26 protein-coding genes are annotated in these 16,352 nt (G+C 70.7%); 13 read left to right on the top strand and 13 right to left on the bottom strand.

The window, feature by feature from the left end:
• From ACWD11_RS03215 to ACWD11_RS03195, 5 genes are all read left to right on the top strand, one after another.
• Positions 1-1,575 (top strand): complex I subunit 4 family protein, encoded by a 1,575-nt coding sequence (locus ACWD11_RS03215; protein ID WP_451280940.1) that lies wholly within the window; start codon positions 1-3, stop codon positions 1,573-1,575.
• The gene (locus ACWD11_RS03210; protein ID WP_451280938.1) at positions 1,572-3,095 is read left to right on the top strand and encodes an NADH-quinone oxidoreductase subunit N; all 1,524 of its coding nucleotides are present in this window, start codon (positions 1,572-1,574) and stop codon (positions 3,093-3,095) included. Before ACWD11_RS03215 ends, ACWD11_RS03210 begins: the two co-directional genes overlap by 4 nt.
• 179 nt (positions 3,096-3,274) lie before the next feature.
• On the top strand, positions 3,275-4,138 hold the full coding sequence (gene htpX / locus ACWD11_RS03205) for a zinc metalloprotease HtpX (protein ID WP_451280936.1): 864 nt from the start codon (positions 3,275-3,277) through the stop codon (positions 4,136-4,138).
• Positions 4,135-4,536: a YccF domain-containing protein gene (locus ACWD11_RS03200; protein WP_389415450.1), complete on the top strand. Its 402-nt coding sequence runs from the start codon at positions 4,135-4,137 to the stop codon at positions 4,534-4,536. The genes htpX and ACWD11_RS03200 overlap by 4 nt, the downstream gene beginning before the upstream one ends.
• A gap of 94 nt (positions 4,537-4,630) precedes the next feature.
• Positions 4,631-5,191 carry an SMI1/KNR4 family protein gene (locus ACWD11_RS03195; protein ID WP_451280934.1) on the top strand — a complete coding sequence of 187 codons (561 nt, stop codon included), beginning with the start codon at positions 4,631-4,633 and terminating at the stop codon, positions 5,189-5,191.
• Between the two features lie 26 nt (positions 5,192-5,217).
• On the opposite strand, the gene ACWD11_RS03190 is transcribed toward ACWD11_RS03195, so the two are convergent.
• Positions 5,218-6,462 carry an APC family permease gene (locus ACWD11_RS03190; protein WP_451281139.1) on the bottom strand — a complete coding sequence of 415 codons (1,245 nt, stop codon included), beginning with the start codon at positions 6,460-6,462 and terminating at the stop codon, positions 5,218-5,220.
• Positions 6,463-6,946: 484 nt separating this feature from the next.
• Between ACWD11_RS03190 and ACWD11_RS03185 the strand changes: the two genes are divergently transcribed.
• The 8 genes from ACWD11_RS03185 to ACWD11_RS03150 are packed head-to-tail and all read left to right on the top strand — an operon-like array spanning position 6,947 to position 9,434.
• Positions 6,947-7,273 (top strand): hypothetical protein, encoded by a 327-nt coding sequence (locus ACWD11_RS03185; RefSeq protein WP_451280932.1) that lies wholly within the window; start codon positions 6,947-6,949, stop codon positions 7,271-7,273.
• Positions 7,270-7,644, top strand: coding sequence for a DUF6907 domain-containing protein (locus tag ACWD11_RS03180; RefSeq protein WP_451280930.1), 375 nt, complete (start codon positions 7,270-7,272; stop codon positions 7,642-7,644). Before ACWD11_RS03185 ends, ACWD11_RS03180 begins: the two co-directional genes overlap by 4 nt.
• Positions 7,644-7,841: a hypothetical protein gene (locus ACWD11_RS03175; protein WP_451280928.1), complete on the top strand. Its 198-nt coding sequence runs from the start codon at positions 7,644-7,646 to the stop codon at positions 7,839-7,841. Before ACWD11_RS03180 ends, ACWD11_RS03175 begins: the two co-directional genes overlap by 1 nt.
• Entirely contained in the window at positions 7,838-8,023 is a 186-nt protein-coding gene (locus tag ACWD11_RS03170; protein ID WP_451280927.1) for a hypothetical protein, read from the top strand. Before ACWD11_RS03175 ends, ACWD11_RS03170 begins: the two co-directional genes overlap by 4 nt.
• Positions 8,023-8,364 carry a helix-turn-helix domain-containing protein gene (locus tag ACWD11_RS03165; protein WP_451280925.1) on the top strand — a complete coding sequence of 114 codons (342 nt, stop codon included), beginning with the start codon at positions 8,023-8,025 and terminating at the stop codon, positions 8,362-8,364. The genes ACWD11_RS03170 and ACWD11_RS03165 overlap by 1 nt, the downstream gene beginning before the upstream one ends.
• Before the next feature lie 2 nt (positions 8,365-8,366).
• Positions 8,367-8,513, top strand: a complete 147-nt coding sequence (locus ACWD11_RS03160; protein WP_451280923.1) for a hypothetical protein — start codon at positions 8,367-8,369, stop codon at positions 8,511-8,513.
• 7 nt (positions 8,514-8,520) lie between these two features.
• The gene (locus ACWD11_RS03155; RefSeq protein ID WP_451280921.1) at positions 8,521-9,042 is read left to right on the top strand and encodes a hypothetical protein; all 522 of its coding nucleotides are present in this window, start codon (positions 8,521-8,523) and stop codon (positions 9,040-9,042) included.
• A complete protein-coding gene (locus tag ACWD11_RS03150) occupies positions 9,039-9,434 on the top strand; it encodes a hypothetical protein (RefSeq protein WP_451280919.1) in 396 nt (131 codons plus the stop codon). The genes ACWD11_RS03155 and ACWD11_RS03150 overlap by 4 nt, the downstream gene beginning before the upstream one ends.
• 72 nt (positions 9,435-9,506) lie before the next feature.
• Here the strand turns inward: ACWD11_RS03150 and ACWD11_RS03145 are convergent, their stop codons facing one another.
• From ACWD11_RS03145 to ACWD11_RS03090, 12 genes are all read right to left on the bottom strand, one after another.
• A complete protein-coding gene (locus tag ACWD11_RS03145; protein ID WP_451280917.1) occupies positions 9,507-10,049 on the bottom strand; it encodes a hypothetical protein in 543 nt (180 codons plus the stop codon).
• Positions 10,050-10,813: 764 nt separating this feature from the next.
• On the bottom strand, positions 10,814-11,275 hold the full coding sequence (locus ACWD11_RS03140; RefSeq protein ID WP_451280915.1) for a hypothetical protein: 462 nt from the start codon (positions 11,273-11,275) through the stop codon (positions 10,814-10,816).
• Positions 11,276-11,362: 87 nt separating this feature from the next.
• The gene (locus ACWD11_RS03135; protein WP_451280913.1) at positions 11,363-12,205 is read right to left on the bottom strand and encodes a helix-turn-helix domain-containing protein; all 843 of its coding nucleotides are present in this window, start codon (positions 12,203-12,205) and stop codon (positions 11,363-11,365) included.
• On the bottom strand, positions 12,202-12,738 hold the full coding sequence (locus ACWD11_RS03130) for a DUF6879 family protein (protein ID WP_451280911.1): 537 nt from the start codon (positions 12,736-12,738) through the stop codon (positions 12,202-12,204). Before ACWD11_RS03130 ends, ACWD11_RS03135 begins: the two co-directional genes overlap by 4 nt.
• Before the next feature lie 5 nt (positions 12,739-12,743).
• Entirely contained in the window at positions 12,744-12,947 is a 204-nt protein-coding gene (locus ACWD11_RS03125) for a hypothetical protein (protein ID WP_451280909.1), read from the bottom strand.
• A gap of 146 nt (positions 12,948-13,093) precedes the next feature.
• Positions 13,094-13,354, bottom strand: coding sequence for a hypothetical protein (locus ACWD11_RS03120; protein WP_451280907.1), 261 nt, complete (start codon positions 13,352-13,354; stop codon positions 13,094-13,096).
• A gap of 183 nt (positions 13,355-13,537) precedes the next feature.
• Positions 13,538-14,272 carry a hypothetical protein gene (locus ACWD11_RS03115; protein ID WP_451280905.1) on the bottom strand — a complete coding sequence of 245 codons (735 nt, stop codon included), beginning with the start codon at positions 14,270-14,272 and terminating at the stop codon, positions 13,538-13,540.
• 14 nt (positions 14,273-14,286) lie between these two features.
• The gene (locus ACWD11_RS03110; protein WP_451280903.1) at positions 14,287-14,568 is read right to left on the bottom strand and encodes a hypothetical protein; all 282 of its coding nucleotides are present in this window, start codon (positions 14,566-14,568) and stop codon (positions 14,287-14,289) included.
• Between the two features lie 14 nt (positions 14,569-14,582).
• On the bottom strand, positions 14,583-15,335 hold the full coding sequence (locus ACWD11_RS03105) for a hypothetical protein (RefSeq protein ID WP_451280901.1): 753 nt from the start codon (positions 15,333-15,335) through the stop codon (positions 14,583-14,585).
• Positions 15,332-15,478 carry a hypothetical protein gene (locus ACWD11_RS03100; RefSeq protein ID WP_451280899.1) on the bottom strand — a complete coding sequence of 49 codons (147 nt, stop codon included), beginning with the start codon at positions 15,476-15,478 and terminating at the stop codon, positions 15,332-15,334. The genes ACWD11_RS03105 and ACWD11_RS03100 overlap by 4 nt, the downstream gene beginning before the upstream one ends.
• Positions 15,475-15,888, bottom strand: a complete 414-nt coding sequence (locus tag ACWD11_RS03095) for a helix-turn-helix domain-containing protein (RefSeq protein ID WP_451280897.1) — start codon at positions 15,886-15,888, stop codon at positions 15,475-15,477. The genes ACWD11_RS03100 and ACWD11_RS03095 overlap by 4 nt, the downstream gene beginning before the upstream one ends.
• Positions 15,872-16,249, bottom strand: coding sequence for a hypothetical protein (locus ACWD11_RS03090; RefSeq protein ID WP_451280895.1), 378 nt, complete (start codon positions 16,247-16,249; stop codon positions 15,872-15,874). The genes ACWD11_RS03095 and ACWD11_RS03090 overlap by 17 nt, the downstream gene beginning before the upstream one ends.
• Positions 16,250-16,352: the final 103 nt, after the last annotated feature.

The raw sequence follows: 16,352 nt of genomic DNA, 5'->3' as shown, positions 1-16,352 counted from the left end.
GTGATCGATATCAACGAGTCCGTGATGCAGTTTCTTCTGGCGTTGATCGTCGTCGGCCCGCTCATCGGTGCCGCCGCCGCTCTCCTGCCGGCCCCGCCCGGGCTGAAGGGGAAGTCACCCGAGCAGGCCGTGCTGCGGCACGGCGTGACCGTCACCGGCACGGTCCTCATCGCCGCGATCGTCCTCGCGCTCGGCTTCGACCACGACCAGCCGTCGAAGATGCAGGCCACGACGGACATCAGCTGGATCCCCGCACTCGATGTGCGCATCCACCTCGGCATCGACGGCATCTCCCTCCCCCTTCTGGTCCTGACCGCGCTGCTGACCTTCCTGTGCGCGCTCTACTCGTACTTCAAGATGCCCGCGGGCCCGACCCCGAAGGCGTTCGTCGCCCTGCTGCTCGTCCTGGAGGCCGGCACCCTCGCCACCTTCGCCGTCCTCGACCTGCTGCTGTTCTTCCTCGCCTTCGAGATGGTCCTGATCCCGATGTACTTCCTCATCGCCCGCTGGGGCGGTGCGGGGCGGACCCAGGCCGCCTGGAAGTTCATCCTCTACACACTGCTCGGTTCGGTCGTCATGCTGCTCGGCCTGCTCCTGATCGGGATCAAGGCGGGCACATTCGACATGGTGGCACTCGCCACTGACAACGGCCGGTCGCTGACCGCATCCGTGCAGGTCATCGCCGTTTTGGCGATCGGCCTCGGGCTCGCGGTCAAGACGCCGATGTGGCCGCTGCACAGCTGGCTGCCCGACGCCCACACCGCCGCCCCGACCGTCGGCTCGGTCCTGCTGGCCGGTGTGATGCTGAAGATGGGTACGTACGGGTTCGTCCGGATTCTGCTGCCGATCACCCCCGACGGCTTCGCCGACTTCGCGCCCTACCTCGCCGCCTTCGCCGTCGTCGGCATCATCTACGGATCCCTGGCCTGCCTGGCCCTGGCCAAGCAGGGCGCGAAGGGCGACCTCAAGCGCCTCATCGCCTACTCCTCCGTCGGCCACATGGGCTTCGTGCTGCTCGGCATCGCGACGATGACCCCGACCGGCGTCAACGGCGCACTGTTCGCCAACATCGCCCACGGCCTCATCACCGGCCTGCTCTTCTTCCTGGTCGGCGCTCTGAAGGACCGCACCGGCACCACCGACCTCGACACCCTCGCCGAGGCGACCGGGGCGGCGCTGTACGGCAAGGCCCCGCGCCTCGGCGGGCTGATCGCCTTCGCCGCGGTCGCCTCGCTGGGCCTGCCGGGCCTCGCCGGGTTCTGGGGCGAGATGCTCGCCCTGTTCGGCGCCTTCGAACCCGCCGACCAGCTCAGCCGCCCGGCCTTCCTCACCTTCATGACCATCGGCGCGTTCGGCACTCTGCTCACCGCCGCCTACCTGCTGATCGTGGTCCGCCGGGTCTGCATGGGCGCCGTACCGCAGCAGGCCCCGAAGCTCGCCGACGTACAGCCGTACGAACTCGTGGCCTGGACGCCGCTCGTCGCCCTCACCGTCGTCGCCGGCCTGTGGCCGAAAACCCTCCTCGGCCTGACCGACCCGGCCGTCCAGCAGCTTCTCGCAGGAGGCACCCGATGAGCTCCCCGGCCCAGCCGCTGGCCGCGTCCCTCGTCCAGGACGTCGACTGGCTCGCCATCGCGCCGCCCACCCTCGCGGCCGTCGTCGGTCTCGTCGTCCTGGTCGCCGACCTCTTCGTCGGACAGGACCGCAAGGCGCTGCTCGGCTGGGTGTCCGTCGCCGGCCTCGCCGCCTCGACGCTGATGCTGCTGCCCCTGGCCGACGGTGACCGCTCCACCTTCTGCCTGACCGGCGCCCCCGACACCTGCAGCTACACCGCCGACCGCTTCACGCTCGTGCTGCAACTGCTGGTCCTCGGCGGCGCCCTTGTGGCCGCACTGCTGTCGGTCACCGCGCTGAAGGACGACGCCAAGAACCTCCCCGAAGGGGAGTTCTGGTTCCTGCTGCTCTCCTCCGCGGCGGGCGCCGCCCTGCTGCCCGCCTCCCGCGACCTCGCCACGCTCGTCGTCGCCCTGGAAGTCGCCTCCCTGCCCGCGTTCGCCCTCGTCGGCCTCCGCCACGGGGACCGCAAGTCCTCCGAGGCGGCCCTGAAGTTCTTCCTGTCCTCGGTCACCGCGACCGCGGTCAGCCTGATGGGCATCAGCTTCGTGTACGCCACCACCGGCACCCTGTACCTCACCCAGATCGCCGAGCGCATCCAGGACGTCGACGGCCAGTTCCACACCCTCGCCCAGACCGGCGTTGTCCTCACCCTGGTCGGCTTCGCCTTCAAGACGGCAGCCGTCCCCTTCCACTTCTGGGTCCCGGACACCTACGTGGGCGCCCCCCTCCCCGTAGCCGCCTACCTCTCGGTCGTCGGCAAGGCGGTCGGCTTCTCCGGCCTGATCCTGATCACGGTCATCGCGCTGCCCTCGTACGACGAGGTCTGGGGCCCGGCGCTCGCCGTCCTGGCCGCCCTGACCATGACCGTCGGCAACGTGGGTGCCCTGCGCCAGCACCCCACGCGCGCGTACAGCGCGGTACGCCTGCTCGCCTGGTCGTCGGTGGGCCAGGCCGGCTACCTCCTCGTACCGATCGCCGCAGCCGCGTACTCCGACGACGCCGAACGCTCCATCGGTTCCACGGTGGCCTACGCCCTCATGTACGGCGCCGTGAACCTCGGCGCCTTCGCGGTGGCCGCCCTGGTGGGCCGCACCCGCTCCCTGAACCGCCTCACCGACTACCGGGGCCTGTACGCGCGGAACCCGATCTCCGCCCTGGCCCTGGCCTTCTTCCTGCTCTGCCTCGCCGGACTGCCGCCGGGCATCATCGGCCTCTTCGCCAAGGTCACCGTGTTCTCGGCGGCCGTCGACGCCGGCCTGGGCTGGCTGGCCGTGGTCATGGCCGTCAACGTCGTGATCGCGCTGTTCTACTACCTCCAGTGGACGGCGCTGCTGTTCCGTGCTCCCGAGGGCGAGCCCGTCCGGCACGCCGTGCCCGTCCCCCTCACGGCGGCCCTCTCCCTCACCGCGGTCCTCGCCGTCGCCCTGTCGGGTGCACCCCAGCTGGTCCTGCGCTTCGCGGACACCGGCCTCTTCTAGGGCCGCGGCGGCATCACCCGGACGGCCCATCGGCGGGGCCGTGCGCCCAAGGGAACCCCAGACCCTCGCCTGGCGTTGACCAGTACGGGAGGGTCCACTGGACGTGTCACCACGACACCAGTGGCATCGGAGATCGACCAGCAAAGGGTTCCCCTGCCGCACCACTTGGAGGGCGTACCGTGCACCGCCGGCACAACGGGCTCAGGACCGCAGTACTCCTCGGGGGACTGTCCGCACTCATCATCGCCATCGGCAGCTTCTTCGGCCGCATGGGGCTCGTCGTCGCCGTCGTCATCGCCCTGGGCACGAACGCGTACGCGTACTGGAACAGCGACAAACTCGCGCTCCGCGCGATGCGCGCCCGCCCGGTGAGTGAGTTCGAGGCCCCGGCGCTGTACCGCATGGTCCGCGACCTCTCCACCCAGGCCCGGCAGCCCATGCCACGCCTGTACATCTCCCCGACGGAGGCACCGAACGCCTTCGCGACCGGCCGCAACCCGCGCAACGCCGCCGTGTGCTGCACCGACGGCATCCTGCGCCTGCTCGACGAGCGCGAACTGCGCGGAGTGATCGGTCACGAGCTCAGCCATGTCTACAACCGGGACATATTGATCTCGTCGGTCGCCGGCGCCCTCGCCTCCGTGATCATGTTCCTGGTCAACTTCGCCTGGCTGATGCCGATCGGCCGCTCGGACGACGACGACGGACCCGGCCTGTTCGGCATGCTGCTGATCACGCTCCTGGGCCCGCTCGCCGCCAGCCTCATCCAGCTCGCCATCAGCCGCTCCAGGGAGTACGACGCGGACGCCTCCGGAGCCCAGCTCACCGGCGACCCGCTCGCCCTCGCCAGCGCCCTGCGCAAACTCGAAACAGGCACCAAGCAGCTTCCGCTGCCCCCGGAGCCCCGGATCGAGACGGCGAGCCACATGATGATCGCGAACCCCTTCCGCCCGGGACAGGGGCTGTCCAAGATGTTCACCACGCACCCGCCGATGGCCGAGCGGATCGCGCGGCTCGAGAAGATGGCAGGTACCCACCAGTGAAGACAGTTCTGAACGTCATCTGGCTCGTCCTCAGCGGCTTCTGGCTGTTCCTCGCCTACCTCGTCGCGGGCGTGCTGCTCTGCATCACCGTCATCGGCATCCCGTTCGGCATCGCCGCCTTCCGCATCGGCATCTACGCCCTGTGGCCCTTCGGGTACACGGCGGTCGAACGCCGGGACGCGGGTGCGCCGTCCTGCGTCGGCAACGTCCTGTGGCTGGTGCTGGCGGGCTGGTGGCTGGCGCTCGGCCACATCGCCACCGGCCTCCTGCTGTGCGTCACGATCATCGGCATCCCGCTGGGCATCGCCAACTTCAAGCTGATCCCGGTCTCGCTCCTGCCGATGGGGCGCGAAATCGTCCGCACCGACCAGGCGTTCGCGTCGACGGGCCGCTGGTAGCCGACAGCCCGTCCGCAGGCCGCTGGTTGTCCACAAGCCGGAGGTTGTCCACAGGCTCCGCTCGATTGTCAGTGCCGGATTGCATCATGAACGCATGACCGAGATCGAGCAGTTGCTGACACGGGTGGCGGCCAAGGCCCACAACACCCGCCCGTGGGGCTGGGCTTCCCTCCCCGAGCCCGTGGACGCGGCCGCCCTCGCCCGTGCCGAGACCGCCCTGGGCTTCTCCCTGCCCCCGCTGCTCGCCGAGCTCTACCTGCGCATAGGAGACGGCGGCTTCGGCCCGGAGTACGGCCTGCTGCCCCTCCTCGAAGGGCCCCCGTCCGGCGAACCCGCGGCCGTGGTGCAGTACCTCGCCAACCGTGAGAGCGGCCGCAAGGACCCTGACTGGCCCTGGCCCGAGGGCGTCCTGCCGATCTCCCACTGGGGCTGCGCGATGTACGCGTGCGTGGACTGCCACGCCCCCGAGGCCCCCGTCCTGCTCTTCGAACCGAACGCCGACACCAGCGACCACGCCTGGTACGTGGACGCGCCCAGCCTCGAACTCTGGCTGCACACCTGGGTCGAAGGCACCGGCTGGTACGAGGAGACCAACGACGACATGGACATGGTCCCGTGGACCGACTTCCGCATACGGACCACGCGGGCGTCCTAGCCCCCGGGGGAGAGCAGCCGGCCGCCCTACCGGGCCGCCCTCCACCGCCGTACGCCGTACGCGAGGACGCCCGCCGCCAGCACCCCGGCACCGACGACCACCGACACCCAGGGCAGCGCGAACGCCAGGACCGCGCAGCCCACCAGACCCACCGCCGGCACCACCCGAGCCGACGGACCCGACCCGAGCGTCCAGGCCGAGGCATTGGCCACCGCGTAGTACGCCAGCACACCGAAGGAGGAGAACCCGATGGCCCCGCGCACGTCCACCGTGGCGGCCAGCACCGCGACCACCGCACCCACGGCGAGCTCCGCCCGGTGCGGCACCTGGAACCGCGGATGCACGGCCGCCAGAGCGCCGGGCAGATGCCGGTCACGCGCCATGGCCAGCGTCGTCCGGGAGACGCCCAGGATCAGGGCGAGCAGCGACCCCAGCGCGGCAACCGCGGCACCGACCCGGACGACCGGCACCAGCTCCGGCACACCGGCGGCCCGGACCGCGTCGGCCAGCGGTGCCTCCGCGGTGCCGAGACCGCCTGCGCCCAGCACGGACAGGACGGCCACCGCCACGCACGCGTACACCGCGAGCGCGATGCCCAGGGCGACCGGGATCGCGCGGGGGATGGTGCGCGCCGGATCCCGCACCTCCTCGCCGAGGGTCGCGATGCGCGCGTACCCGGCGAACGCGAAGAACAGCAGCCCGGCCGCCTGAAGCACACCGCCCGCACCACCGGAGGTCCCGATGTCCAGCCGCCCGGCATCGGCCTCCCCGAACGACAGGCACACCACCACCACCGAAGCGAGGACCGCCAGCACCACCGCCACGATCGCCCGCGTCAGCCAGGCGGACTTCTGCAGGCCGCCGTAGTTCACCGCGGTCAGCGCCACCACGGCCGCGACCGCCACCGCGTGCGCCTGGTCCGGCCAGACGTACGCGCCCACCGTCAGCGCCATCGCCGCACAGGAGGCCGTTTTCCCGACCACGAACGCCCAGCCCGCGAGATAGCCCCAGAACTCCCCGAGCCGCTCACGGCCGTACACATAGGTGCCGCCCGAGGCCGGATACAGGGCGGCCAGCCGCGCCGAGGAGGTGGCATTGCAGTAGGCGACCACGGCGGCGACGGCGAGTCCGAGCAGCAGCCCCGTCCCGGCGGCGTGCGCCGCGGGCGCCAGGGCGGCGAAGATCCCGGCCCCGATCATCGAACCGAGCCCGATGACCACGGCGTCGCCCACCCCCAGGGTGCGCCGGAGCCCGGCAGGGGACTGTGTCATGGGCTTCATGGGCCGAACCCTACTGATCGTCGCAAACGCCCGGTGCAGCGGCGACGTCCCCGTCAGCAACAGGAGGGGAACAAAAGCACGACCGACGGACACGCCACCCCAACAGCAAGGACTTTCTGCCTCCCCGTCGGCAGACGGGGAGGGCGGACACCCACCCAGGTACCCGCCCTTTCTCTCCTAGCCGCTCCGCAGTGCTCCGGACCGGCTGGTCACCGGTAGTTCACGTACCGCCCGCTTGATCGCCTGACCTGCACGTGAGCCCTGAAAGGGAGGCTGACGTGCGAAAACTACTGACAGTACTTGTCAGCGTTTCACAGCGTCATACGCGGCCTTGTGCCCTCGCTGTGCCCTCGCGCATCCGTGGTCCACCCGACTCCGCTCGTCTGCCCTTCGCAGACAGAGCGGCGCCGCCCGATGCTCGCAACATCGAACGGCGCCTTGATCCAGACCCTTCCTGATCAAGGAGTCCAGACCCATGCAGGACCGTACCCCGGACGGGCCCGTGCGCGAGTTGCTCGCGGCCGTCCTCGAAGCACTCGACATCCCCCACCCCGCCACCGTCGGCCACCAGGAAGCGCACGACCGCACCCTGAACGACCGCGTCACCCACGCGAAGATCGCACTCCGCGGCGCCCTCGAAGGGCACCCGCTCGGCATCGACTGGACCACGCAGTACCTGCGGGAGCGGCTCGCCGAGCACCCGCCCACCGGCTACGTCACCCACGACCAGGCGGACGCGGCGCTCGCCGAGGGCAAGACGTGGTCCGAGGCCGTCGCCCTCCCCAAGGGGGCCGGCCGATGAGCGAGCCCCGGACCGTCACCCTGCCCACCATCGACCACGGGCCGGTCACCCTCCCCGAGCCCTCGTGGTGCATCGGCCACGCCGACGACCGACCCGAGCACCGCGCCGACATTCTGCACCGCGGCCCCGACGTCACCCTGACGTTCCGCGGCCACCACATCACGGACGCCAGCCTCGTCCTGAGCCCGTTCTCGAGCATCGACGTCCCGGAGCTGGGCAGCAGCACGCCCGGCGTCTCCGTGAGCCTCATCGCCCGGACCCTGGACCCGCGCGGCCTGTACGAGCTGGCCGCCGCCCTGGACGGCTACGCGGACCGGCTGCGCGACCTCGCCGACGAGCTGGCCGTGATCCTCGCTGGGGGTGAGGGCTGATGGGGTTCCTCTCCTGGCTCGGCGGCGGCGATGACCGTGAGCTTGCCGATGCCTCGTACAGCGGCCGTGAGTCGGCCACCGACCGTGCCGCGCGCAAGCGCCGTGAGGGCCACCGCCGCAGCATCGGCGACGCTGCCGCCAAGGGCGAGGCGTGGGAGGCCAAGGACCGGAAGCGCTTCGGGGGTGGTCGACGGTGAGCGGTCGCAGCCACATCCCCCGTCCGACCGAGCGCGCTGCCCTCGCGCGTGCCGCCCGCTGGCCAGCTGAGCCCGCGCCGCTCCCAGCCCTGTTCGCCGCGCTCCTGGTGGCGCACGCCGTGCGCGACCGCGAGGGCATGCGGTTGTTCGCACACGCCATCGCCAAGAGGGGTGGTGCGTGATGGCTGCAATGTCCCGTGCGACACGTCGCGTCGTCGTTGCGCACCTTGCCGAGCGCGGCATGAATCCGGCGGACATCGCGGCCGAGCTGGGGGTTTCCCCGGACACGGTGCGCAGGGACCTGCGCGAGTCGCCCCCGCCGGCACCCGCCCTGGAGCCGGAGCCTGCGCCCTCGGTTGCGGCCGGCCTGCTGCTGCCTGAGAGCACGCAGCTGCGCCAGGACCTCAACGTCCTGGCGGCTGAGTTCCGCGGCAACCGGGAGGACGTGGCACGGCTCGCCATCCACCAGGCGGCACAGACTGTGCGCGCCCAGTGGCAGGCCCGCCGCGCCGCGCGGACGTAGCCGTGGTGCTCACCGTGTGCTTCGGGCTGTCCGCCCTGCTCGCCCTCTTCGGGCTGTGCGCTGTCGCGCTGCACGACGTGCCCCGCATCACGGGGACCGTCGCCTTCATCGTCACCCTCGCCGCGCTTGGCGTGGCCATCGTCCGATAGGACCCCGATGCCTCCGCTCGACATCCCGACGTACGGCCTCGTCTCCCTCGGGGGCGTCACCATCGGCCTGTCCCTTGCCGCATGGGACGTCTCCCGCTGGTGGGTCAGCCACAAGAAGCGACTCGCCCTCAAGGCCCTCCGCCAACTGGCGCCGTTCCTGCTGTGCATGGCCTACGGCGCGTTGCTCATCCTCTCCGCCGGCGGCATCATCGGCGCCGCCGCCGACTGGTCCCTGTGGGGCACCAACACCGTCGGCGAGGTCATCCTCGTGTACGGCGTCGGCGGCACCAGCCCCGACGTAACCCGCTCCTCGCAGATCGCCCTCACTCCCGGCGGGCACGCCGTCGTCATCATCGTCACCGTCGTGTTCGTCGCCGTCGCCTCGCGTCGGGGGTTCCGCCTCGACTTCGTGCGTGGCGTCCTCGCCGGGGTCAGCCTCGGCCTCGCATCGAGCATCGCCGGGCTCGTCGGGCTCGTCGTCGCGCCGGTCGTGTCGACGGCCGGCGACTACGTGGCAGGTCTGCTGTGAAGGCGCGCGCGGCCGTCGTAGGCCGCCGCCTCGCGCTCGGTACCTGGCTCCAGCTGGAGGCTTGGGGCCGGTGGCTCGGCGCCGGATCGCACGCGGACGGAGCCGGGATCGTTCGGCTCGGCGTGCTGGTGCGGCGGGTGGCCGTCTCCATCGGCGCGGCGGTTTTCTACGGGGCGCTGCTCCAGCGGGCGCCCGGAGCGATCTACGCCGTGCCGGTGGTGTGGGCCGTCGGCGCCTGGCAGATGTCCGATTCGTCCGCCACTCCCCCACCACCCCTCTCCGCGGACGTTTACGACGCTCATAGCGACGAAATCGACCACATCCAAGAGGGACCGGGGGAGGGGTTGACGATCTTGTATCCGAAGCGCGTCAAGGATGGGGGTGACCGCTGATCTACCGCCAACTACAGCCGTAGTCTCTAAGGCGGCCCCGGGTGCTCGAAGCTTCCGGGGCCGTTGCCCGTTCTAGATGGTGGGCGGAGTCTCTGGCAGCTCTTCAAGCTTGCCGTGTCCGTCGAGACTCCAGCGAACACCGTCCTCGTCGGTGAACAGAACCGACACCGGCTCATCACGGGCCGGTTCCGGATCCGTCGAGAATACGAACGTGCGACCAGCGCCCATGACCGGCACTGTCCCACCGCCGGCCTCTCCGGCCATTGCCCTGGGTATCCCCTCGGTGATGAACAACTCATTCGAGGTAGTCGCTGGCCTGCCGCCGAACATCATCGTGACGTCGTACAGCGGGGCGTTGCTGTGGTTGTGCAGCCTCCAGTACGGGGCCCGCTGCAACTCCACCTGGTCAGCCTGAGCCCTTCGGCGCTCCTCAGCCACGGCCCGCAACTCCGAGCGCTCCAACGCCAGGTTTGCGGACTGCTCTGCGATGAACTGCCGCTGCTCCTGAATCTGGTGCTGCTGGCTCTTCAAGGTCCCGCGCGCGTAGTACGCCGCGGCGGCAGCAAACGTCCCAGCTACCCACGTTGGGGCGTCGCCCCAGTTGATCCCTCCCATGCGCGGCAGCGTAGACGCGAAACGGCCCCGAGCGCGGACAGAGGTACGCGCTCGGGGGCCGTCCCGTTGCCCAGCGCGGAAACGGTACGCACCGGGCTGCCCTAGACCCGTCCCGTCGCAGGCTTCCGCACCTACGACGGGACGGCCGTCTTGAGCGGCCGCCCTGTTGTGCTCGCCGTCGGGCGGCCGCTCCTCCTCCAGTCGACCGGCCGGAGGTACTGGAGTGCGGCCGCCCCCAACGGGGCTGAAGGCGGCCGCACAGGCCCGCGCCGGGGAGAGCCACCATCCGGCGCGGGAGTTCAACTGGCCGATTTGGCCTCGGGCGTGGCCTGGCCACGGCGGAGCCGGCAGCAGGGGCTCAGTCCACCCACGTGGTCCCGCTTGAGTCAGTCGGGGACTTCCGCCCGCGGTAGTGGTTGACGTGGTGCAGGTCGGCATGTGGGCGACGAGTGCAGTGCGGACTTCCGTCGGGGTGCTGCATCCCGCAGTAGCCAGCCGCCCGGACCGCAGACCTTGCTGCCTCCTCCAGGCGGGCGTCTCGCTCCTTCTTCGCCTTCCGGCGTTCCTCGGCGTTCACCGGTCGGCCAGCGGGGTCAGGTCGTACGCCTCGCGGCACGGCCGACAGGCGAACTGGTTCCCGGCCGTACCGGGCCCTGAGCCCTGCTCGATGACGGCCACGAGTCGCACGCCTCGCGCGTACGCCTGATGCCAAGCACACCATCCGAGACCTGTGGTCTGAGGTGGCGTGGTCTCCGTCTCGGTCGTCATGATGCCTCCGCAGAGTGTCGGTATCCGCCAGGCCCGAGCGCTGCGGCCAGGACAGCGGGATCGGTGAGGCGCCCGGACCCGTCGGGGCGCGCCAGCCAGAAGCGGCCTTCGAGGGCCCAGCCCGTCGGCGGGCAGCGCAGGATCCACCCGTCGGGGCGGAGCTTTGCGTGGCGCACGTCGGTCAGCTCGTCGGCGGCACTGGGCGGGACGAGCCACCAGGCCGTATCCGAGGCTGGATCGGCGAGTACGGGACCGCGGTGGTCCTCACGGATGCGGCTGAGTGCCGGCATGCCGAAGACGAGCTGCGTCTCCGCCACGAGCCACCTGCCGCCCGAGGTGATGGGGGCCAGGCGTTCGGCATCCCATTCGGCGTGGACGAGAACCGGGTGCGCGGAGCAGTCGGCGAGCCACGCGTCCCCGGCCTCGTACAGCTCAGTGAGGCGCATCGGTAGGGCCATGACCAGGACCGTAGGTGCCGCGATTGCGCGCCCGCTCGGCGATTGCGCGGGATTGCGCGCGCGGGGCGGCCGGTTGAACTTAGTTGCCTACGAGAGGTCGAGAGAAGCCCGCGCACGAGCGATCAGCCGGTGCGCTTGAGGGCCGTACACAGCAGCTTCGTTGAGCTGGTCCCAGACTCTGCCGTACAACTCCACGTCCTCGGCCGAATCGAGGCGCAGCTCAACACTGATCGTTTCGACGGTCACCCGCTGCTCATCGAAGATCCAGAAGCCGTGCTTCGTGGTGGATGAGATGGGCGCGCCGAGCGGAATGATGCCCAGCTCGACATTGTCTCGGCCGATCATTCCGGCGAGCCGGTCGAGCTGGCCGGCCATGGTCTCGTGTGGGCACAGCAGGACGTGAAGGGCGGCTTCCCACAGCAGGACACGGAACGTCCTGCCCGGCTCGTACAGAACGTCCTGGCGCTTCATACGGGCGCGTACGGCGTCCTCGGTGTCCTGGGGCGAGCGGTGGACGTTCGAGCCGTGCAGGAACACGTGACGTGCGTAGTCCGGAGTCTGGAAAAGGCCGGGCATGACGCCGGTCTCGTATCCTCGCCAAGTCCTGATGGACTGCTGCTCCGCGCCGATTCGCTCCTGTACGCCGCGGTGGCCGGCGCTGAGCTGCCGACGCCATGACTGATTCTGGATCTCCAGATTGCGCAGCCGCGCGGTGAGATCGGCCGTCGCATCGGAGGCGCCGACGGCTGCGGCCCATGCTTCGAGGTCGGCAGTGGTGGCGGTCTGTTTGCCGTTCTCCAGCCGCGACACCTTGGAGGGCTGCCACTCCAGCAGGAGTGCGAGTTGCTTGCCGTTCAGCCCGGCCTCGACGCGCAGCTCGCGCAGCCGCGCGCCGAGGGCTACCCGGGCGGTCTGGAAGTCCGTGCTCACATGGCAGACGGTACTCGCGCCATGAAGTCCGCCGTAGGGGTCGCGTAGTGCCATGCGGCGTCGCGGATTTGGCATGCGGCGAGGACTTCCAACGGCTCCTCGATGACGTACACACCGAGGGTGTTGCCGTCCTCGTCGAAGGCGAACTTCACGACCGTACGGGAGTCGAACAGCCAGAAGTCGTAGTCCGGTAGACCGAGCCGTACGGCGCCCGCGCGGAACATGTTCCGGATGTCCTCACCGGCCTCGACGTTGCCGAGCCCGCTGGCGAGGAGGAACTTCTGTCCCTCGGTAGGCGGGTCGTCCACCAGGCGCACCCGCTCGAACCTCTTGCCGGCCTCCGCAGCCTCGCGTACGAGGCCGTGCCACGGACTGTGCGGCTCGTAGCCGAGAGGGTCGCCTGCGAGCCAGCGTTGCCACTTCTCGCTGACTTGGTCTACGGCGTACCCGCGTTGGGTCTCCAGCCGCCAGGCGGTGTGCTCGAACTCGGTGAACAAGTAAGTGATCTCTTCGAACGGGATCAGGTCGGGCACTGGGGCTACTCCTTGGGGGCGAAGCGGGCCAGCAGCTCGCGGGGGATCACGACGAAGGTCTCCGAGTCCTTCACGTCCCGGAGCTGGGCGAGGTGCTCGGGGTCGGTGAGCTTGTCGCCCTGGACGACGATGTCTCCAGTCTCGACAACTTCGTACAGGGTGGGGCACTGCCCTCCGTCGGAGGTGGTGCCGATGAACCTGAGCGTCATGTCGCCCTCCATCCAGGGTGGTTGGAGATCCAGCATGCTGAGATTCACGCGTGTGCGCTGGAGGATTGCGCGAGATTGCACGCACAGGCAGCAAGGGGGCCGTTGCGCGCAACCACGACACGAGGTGTGCCGCGGTGCGGCCCTGGTCACTCGCCGGATTTCTGCTCGCGTCGGTGGGTTCCCCGAGCCAGCTCTTGCAGAATCTCGTGCTCGGACTTACCCGTCGTGCGGGCCAAGGTCCGCAGCAAAGCGGCGCAGAGGGCTGCTGTGCCGTCCATCAGGGTCTCGGCCGCCGCGGGACCTTCGCGTCGTCGCTCCGCCATGTACGCGCCGAGCAGGTCGTCACCTGAGACGTAGGCCGTCATGAATTCGATGCCAGTACGGATGCGGTCGTAGTCGTTACCCATGGCCGAACCGTGGCATGTGCGGGCTTGTAAGCGCCACAAGGCAGCTGGGGGAGGTGAGCAGCATCCAGTTCCCAGAAGCGCGGCTGGCTCGGCCGCCGAAAGACGTGGACGCATCCGGTCGTCTGACCAGCCACGAGCGCCCGGCCCTCGAAGGTGAGGAGCCGGGCGCGGGTGCGTCTGATGTCAGGCTGCGGCGGTCGCGCGGGCGGCATCGTTCGCCGCGTACGCCGCGGTGAGGGTATGCAGCGGCGAGGCGGAACCGGCACCGGTGAGCCGCAGCCCGTCGAGGGCCTGCCGCGTGGCGGCAAGGGCGCTCTCGGCGGCCAGGGTCGCGGCCAGCGCCTTCCCGGCCTCGCCCGGCAGCAGCGGCGCGAGAGCCTCGTCCACGGCCCGTACTGCGGCCGTGGGGTCCGGGCGGTCGCCGTGGGCTCGGTTCAGGCCCTTGCGCTTGTCCTGCGCCCGCAGATAGGCCGGGTACTCGGTGCGCAGGGCCCGCAGGGTGTCGACGTCGGCGCCCTCGATGACCTCGGACAGGGCCGCGCCGGCGTCGAGCTGGGCCCGTGTCCGCTCCCACGCGCGGGACATCCGCATCTCGGCGAGGAGCTGCTCGTTGGTGTCGCCCGGGGCGGAGTGCCGCTCGAAGGCGTCGCGGGCGATGGCGGCGGCGCGCTGAACCTCGCGGCCGATCCCGTCGGCCAGCGTTGCGCCGAGTTTCTGCGCCTGCTGGGCGAGTTCCCGCCGACGGGCCTCCAGGCCCTCGTTCGAGAGGTTGGGGTCGGTGAAGCCCTGCGCGACGCGGGCGGCGTCGGTGACGCGCTGCTGAGCCTGCGGCAGAACCGTGGTGGTGATCTGCCGGACGTGGTCGAGGGCGTCGGCGGCGGTGACGAGGTAGCGCTGGGAGAGGGCGTTGAGGTCCATGAGGGCCGTCCTGGTCAGTAGTTACGGCGGTCGGGGTCGAGGGCGTCCTGAGTGGCCACGGCGGAGGCGTAGCCCTCGCGCTGGGCCTTCTCCTTCATCCACTCGACGGCGGTCAGGTAGTCGGCGGGCGCCTCGGCGGCGTCCTCCATCGGGTAGCCGAGATCCGCGAACCGGGCGATGGCCTCGGGGTCGTCGGTGTAGATCTCGCCGTGCACCCACCACAGGGCGTCAGCGCCGTGCAGGGTGTTCTCCGGGCCGTGGACGACCGGTCCGGCGAGTGCGGTGACCTTCTTCATGCGGGGACTCCTTCTCAGGCGGCGGCCGAGGTCGCGGCGAGGGGCTGACGGTCGAGGGCGAGCGCGTCGCGGCGCTGCTCGGGGGTGAGCTGGGCGTACTGCTCGGGGCTGTAGCGCCAGGCGTCGGCGAGGACGGGAACCGCGGTGAACGTCTGCTTCACGCGCTGGTCGGGGGACTCCAGGGCGGAGCCGATGCCGTACGCGAGGGCGTGGGAGTCGACGCCGAGCCGGACGGCGGCGGCCAGCAGGACGGCCGGCTGCACCGTGCGTACGACGGTGCGCGGCTGGTACACGACGATCTGTTCGCGGTCGCCTGCGACGCCGAACCGCTCGCGCATCACGCGGAAGTCACCGCCGAACTGGTCGGTGATGCCGCGCATCTGGGCGCCGAGCCCGCTGATCACTTCGTGCCGTTGCTGCGCGATCGAGCACAGGCGGCCGATCGCGGTCACGGCCTCGCGCATCGCGTCGGCCAGCTCGTCCGCGTCGTCGTCGGCGACGACGGACACGGCCTGCTCGGCGACACGGCGGGCGCTCTCCTGGAGGGCGGCCTGCTGCGCCTCGGCATGCTTGCGCTCAGCGGCGGTGATGCGCAGCTCGGCGAAGGTGACGGCTTGCCGAGCCTCGGCCAGCTGCGCCGCGGTCACGTCCTGGTCGCCGTTCAGTACGCGCTCCTCCAGCGCGGCGGCGGCCTGTTCGGCCTGTTCCTTCTCGTCGTGTGCGGTGCGGATCGCGGCGGCGGCCTCGGCCGGGGTCATGGTGCTCACTTCGCGCTCTCCTTCCGGGCCCGGCCGGTGTCGCGGCTCATGGCCATGACCGCAGCAACGCCCCGCCGCAGTTCAGGGTCTGCGACGGGGCGTGTGGGCTTGTCTTGGTAGTGGCGGCCGATGGCCTCCTGAAGGTCCCTCATGGGCTTCTCCCGGTCCGGTAGGCGTCCAACGACGCGGAGTCGATCAGCCAGGCCGGGCCGGCGCGGCGGGCCCGCACCCGGCCCGACCGGGCCAGCGTCCGCGCGTACTGGGCTGAGCACCCCAAAATCTCGGCGACCTGTCGCGCGGTCAGTTCCACGCTCGCAGCCGCCCGGACAGGGGTTTCGGGGGCGAAAGCGGGCCCGGCGCCCTCGTCCTGGACCGCGGCGGCGTGCAGCGCGTACAAGACGCGACGGGCCTCGGGAGACACCTCGCCCCCGTCAGCCCGCGCACGGCCCGACAGGTCCCGCACCAGGGCCCGCAGCACCTCGCCCGCGACCGAGGCGGGGACCATGACGGAGCCGTCCGGCCGCAGCAGGCGAGCGATGCCCGGGTCAGGCAGCGTCGTCATCGTCGGGCGCCGAGGTGCGGCGGCCAGACGGCCGCTGATCCAGCCGGGCGAGGATGCTGACCGCCCGAGGGTCACCGCGGCGGGCAGCGGGCCGCAGCTTCGCCCTGATCTTGTCCTCCTGCGCCTTCAACGCGGCCTGATGACGGGCGCTGGAGTTCTCGGCGGCCTCGGCGTCGGCGGCGAGTCTGCCGAGCGTCTCGGCGGCCTCCCTGACGATGCGCTCCACCTCGGGCATCAGCTTGGGGTCGTGGCGGCCGGCCTCGCGGTGGAGACGGGCGACGGCACGGCGGAAGCGCATGTTCGCGGTGTCCAGCTGGTCACGGCCGGGGTAGTTGGGCCTGCGGGTCGGGGTGTCGGGCATGGGGGTCTCCTCGTACATGTGCGCGGGCGGCATGCGCGGGGGCGGCGGAACCGGATGAACGGCGCTGGTGCTGGCTGTTGGTCATGGCTCGTTTGGGGGCTGG

Source organism: Streptomyces sp. NPDC002776, from assembly GCF_053592195.1.
The sequence above is the reverse complement of the archived record's forward strand: the minus strand, read 5'-3'. Positions and strand labels throughout refer to the sequence as shown.

What these genes read in the sequence shown, in the direction of transcription:
- ACWD11_RS03115 (WP_451280905.1), bottom strand. Translation starts at nt 14,272, where the DNA reads ATGGACCTCAACGCCCTCTCCCAGCGCTACCTCGTCACCGCCGCCGAC.
- ACWD11_RS03095 (WP_451280897.1), bottom strand. Translation starts at nt 15,888, where the DNA reads ATGACGACGCTGCCTGACCCGGGCATCGCTCGCCTGCTGCGGCCGGAC.
- ACWD11_RS03210 (WP_451280938.1), top strand. Translation starts at nt 1,572, where the DNA reads ATGAGCTCCCCGGCCCAGCCGCTGGCCGCGTCCCTCGTCCAGGACGTC.
- ACWD11_RS03120 (WP_451280907.1), bottom strand. Translation starts at nt 13,354, where the DNA reads ATGGGTAACGACTACGACCGCATCCGTACTGGCATCGAATTCATGACG.
- ACWD11_RS03155 (WP_451280921.1), top strand. Translation starts at nt 8,521, where the DNA reads ATGCCTCCGCTCGACATCCCGACGTACGGCCTCGTCTCCCTCGGGGGC.
- ACWD11_RS03175 (WP_451280928.1), top strand. Translation starts at nt 7,644, where the DNA reads ATGGGGTTCCTCTCCTGGCTCGGCGGCGGCGATGACCGTGAGCTTGCC.
- ACWD11_RS03190 (WP_451281139.1), bottom strand. Translation starts at nt 6,462, where the DNA reads ATGACACAGTCCCCTGCCGGGCTCCGGCGCACCCTGGGGGTGGGCGAC.
- ACWD11_RS03110 (WP_451280903.1), bottom strand. Translation starts at nt 14,568, where the DNA reads ATGAAGAAGGTCACCGCACTCGCCGGACCGGTCGTCCACGGCCCGGAG.
- ACWD11_RS03185 (WP_451280932.1), top strand. Translation starts at nt 6,947, where the DNA reads ATGCAGGACCGTACCCCGGACGGGCCCGTGCGCGAGTTGCTCGCGGCC.
- ACWD11_RS03100 (WP_451280899.1), bottom strand. Translation starts at nt 15,478, where the DNA reads ATGAGGGACCTTCAGGAGGCCATCGGCCGCCACTACCAAGACAAGCCC.
- ACWD11_RS03145 (WP_451280917.1), bottom strand. Translation starts at nt 10,049, where the DNA reads ATGGGAGGGATCAACTGGGGCGACGCCCCAACGTGGGTAGCTGGGACG.
- ACWD11_RS03090 (WP_451280895.1), bottom strand. Translation starts at nt 16,249, where the DNA reads ATGCCCGACACCCCGACCCGCAGGCCCAACTACCCCGGCCGTGACCAG.
- ACWD11_RS03165 (WP_451280925.1), top strand. Translation starts at nt 8,023, where the DNA reads ATGGCTGCAATGTCCCGTGCGACACGTCGCGTCGTCGTTGCGCACCTT.
- ACWD11_RS03195 (WP_451280934.1), top strand. Translation starts at nt 4,631, where the DNA reads ATGACCGAGATCGAGCAGTTGCTGACACGGGTGGCGGCCAAGGCCCAC.
- ACWD11_RS03140 (WP_451280915.1), bottom strand. Translation starts at nt 11,275, where the DNA reads ATGGCCCTACCGATGCGCCTCACTGAGCTGTACGAGGCCGGGGACGCG.
- ACWD11_RS03125 (WP_451280909.1), bottom strand. Translation starts at nt 12,947, where the DNA reads ATGACGCTCAGGTTCATCGGCACCACCTCCGACGGAGGGCAGTGCCCC.
- ACWD11_RS03180 (WP_451280930.1), top strand. Translation starts at nt 7,270, where the DNA reads ATGAGCGAGCCCCGGACCGTCACCCTGCCCACCATCGACCACGGGCCG.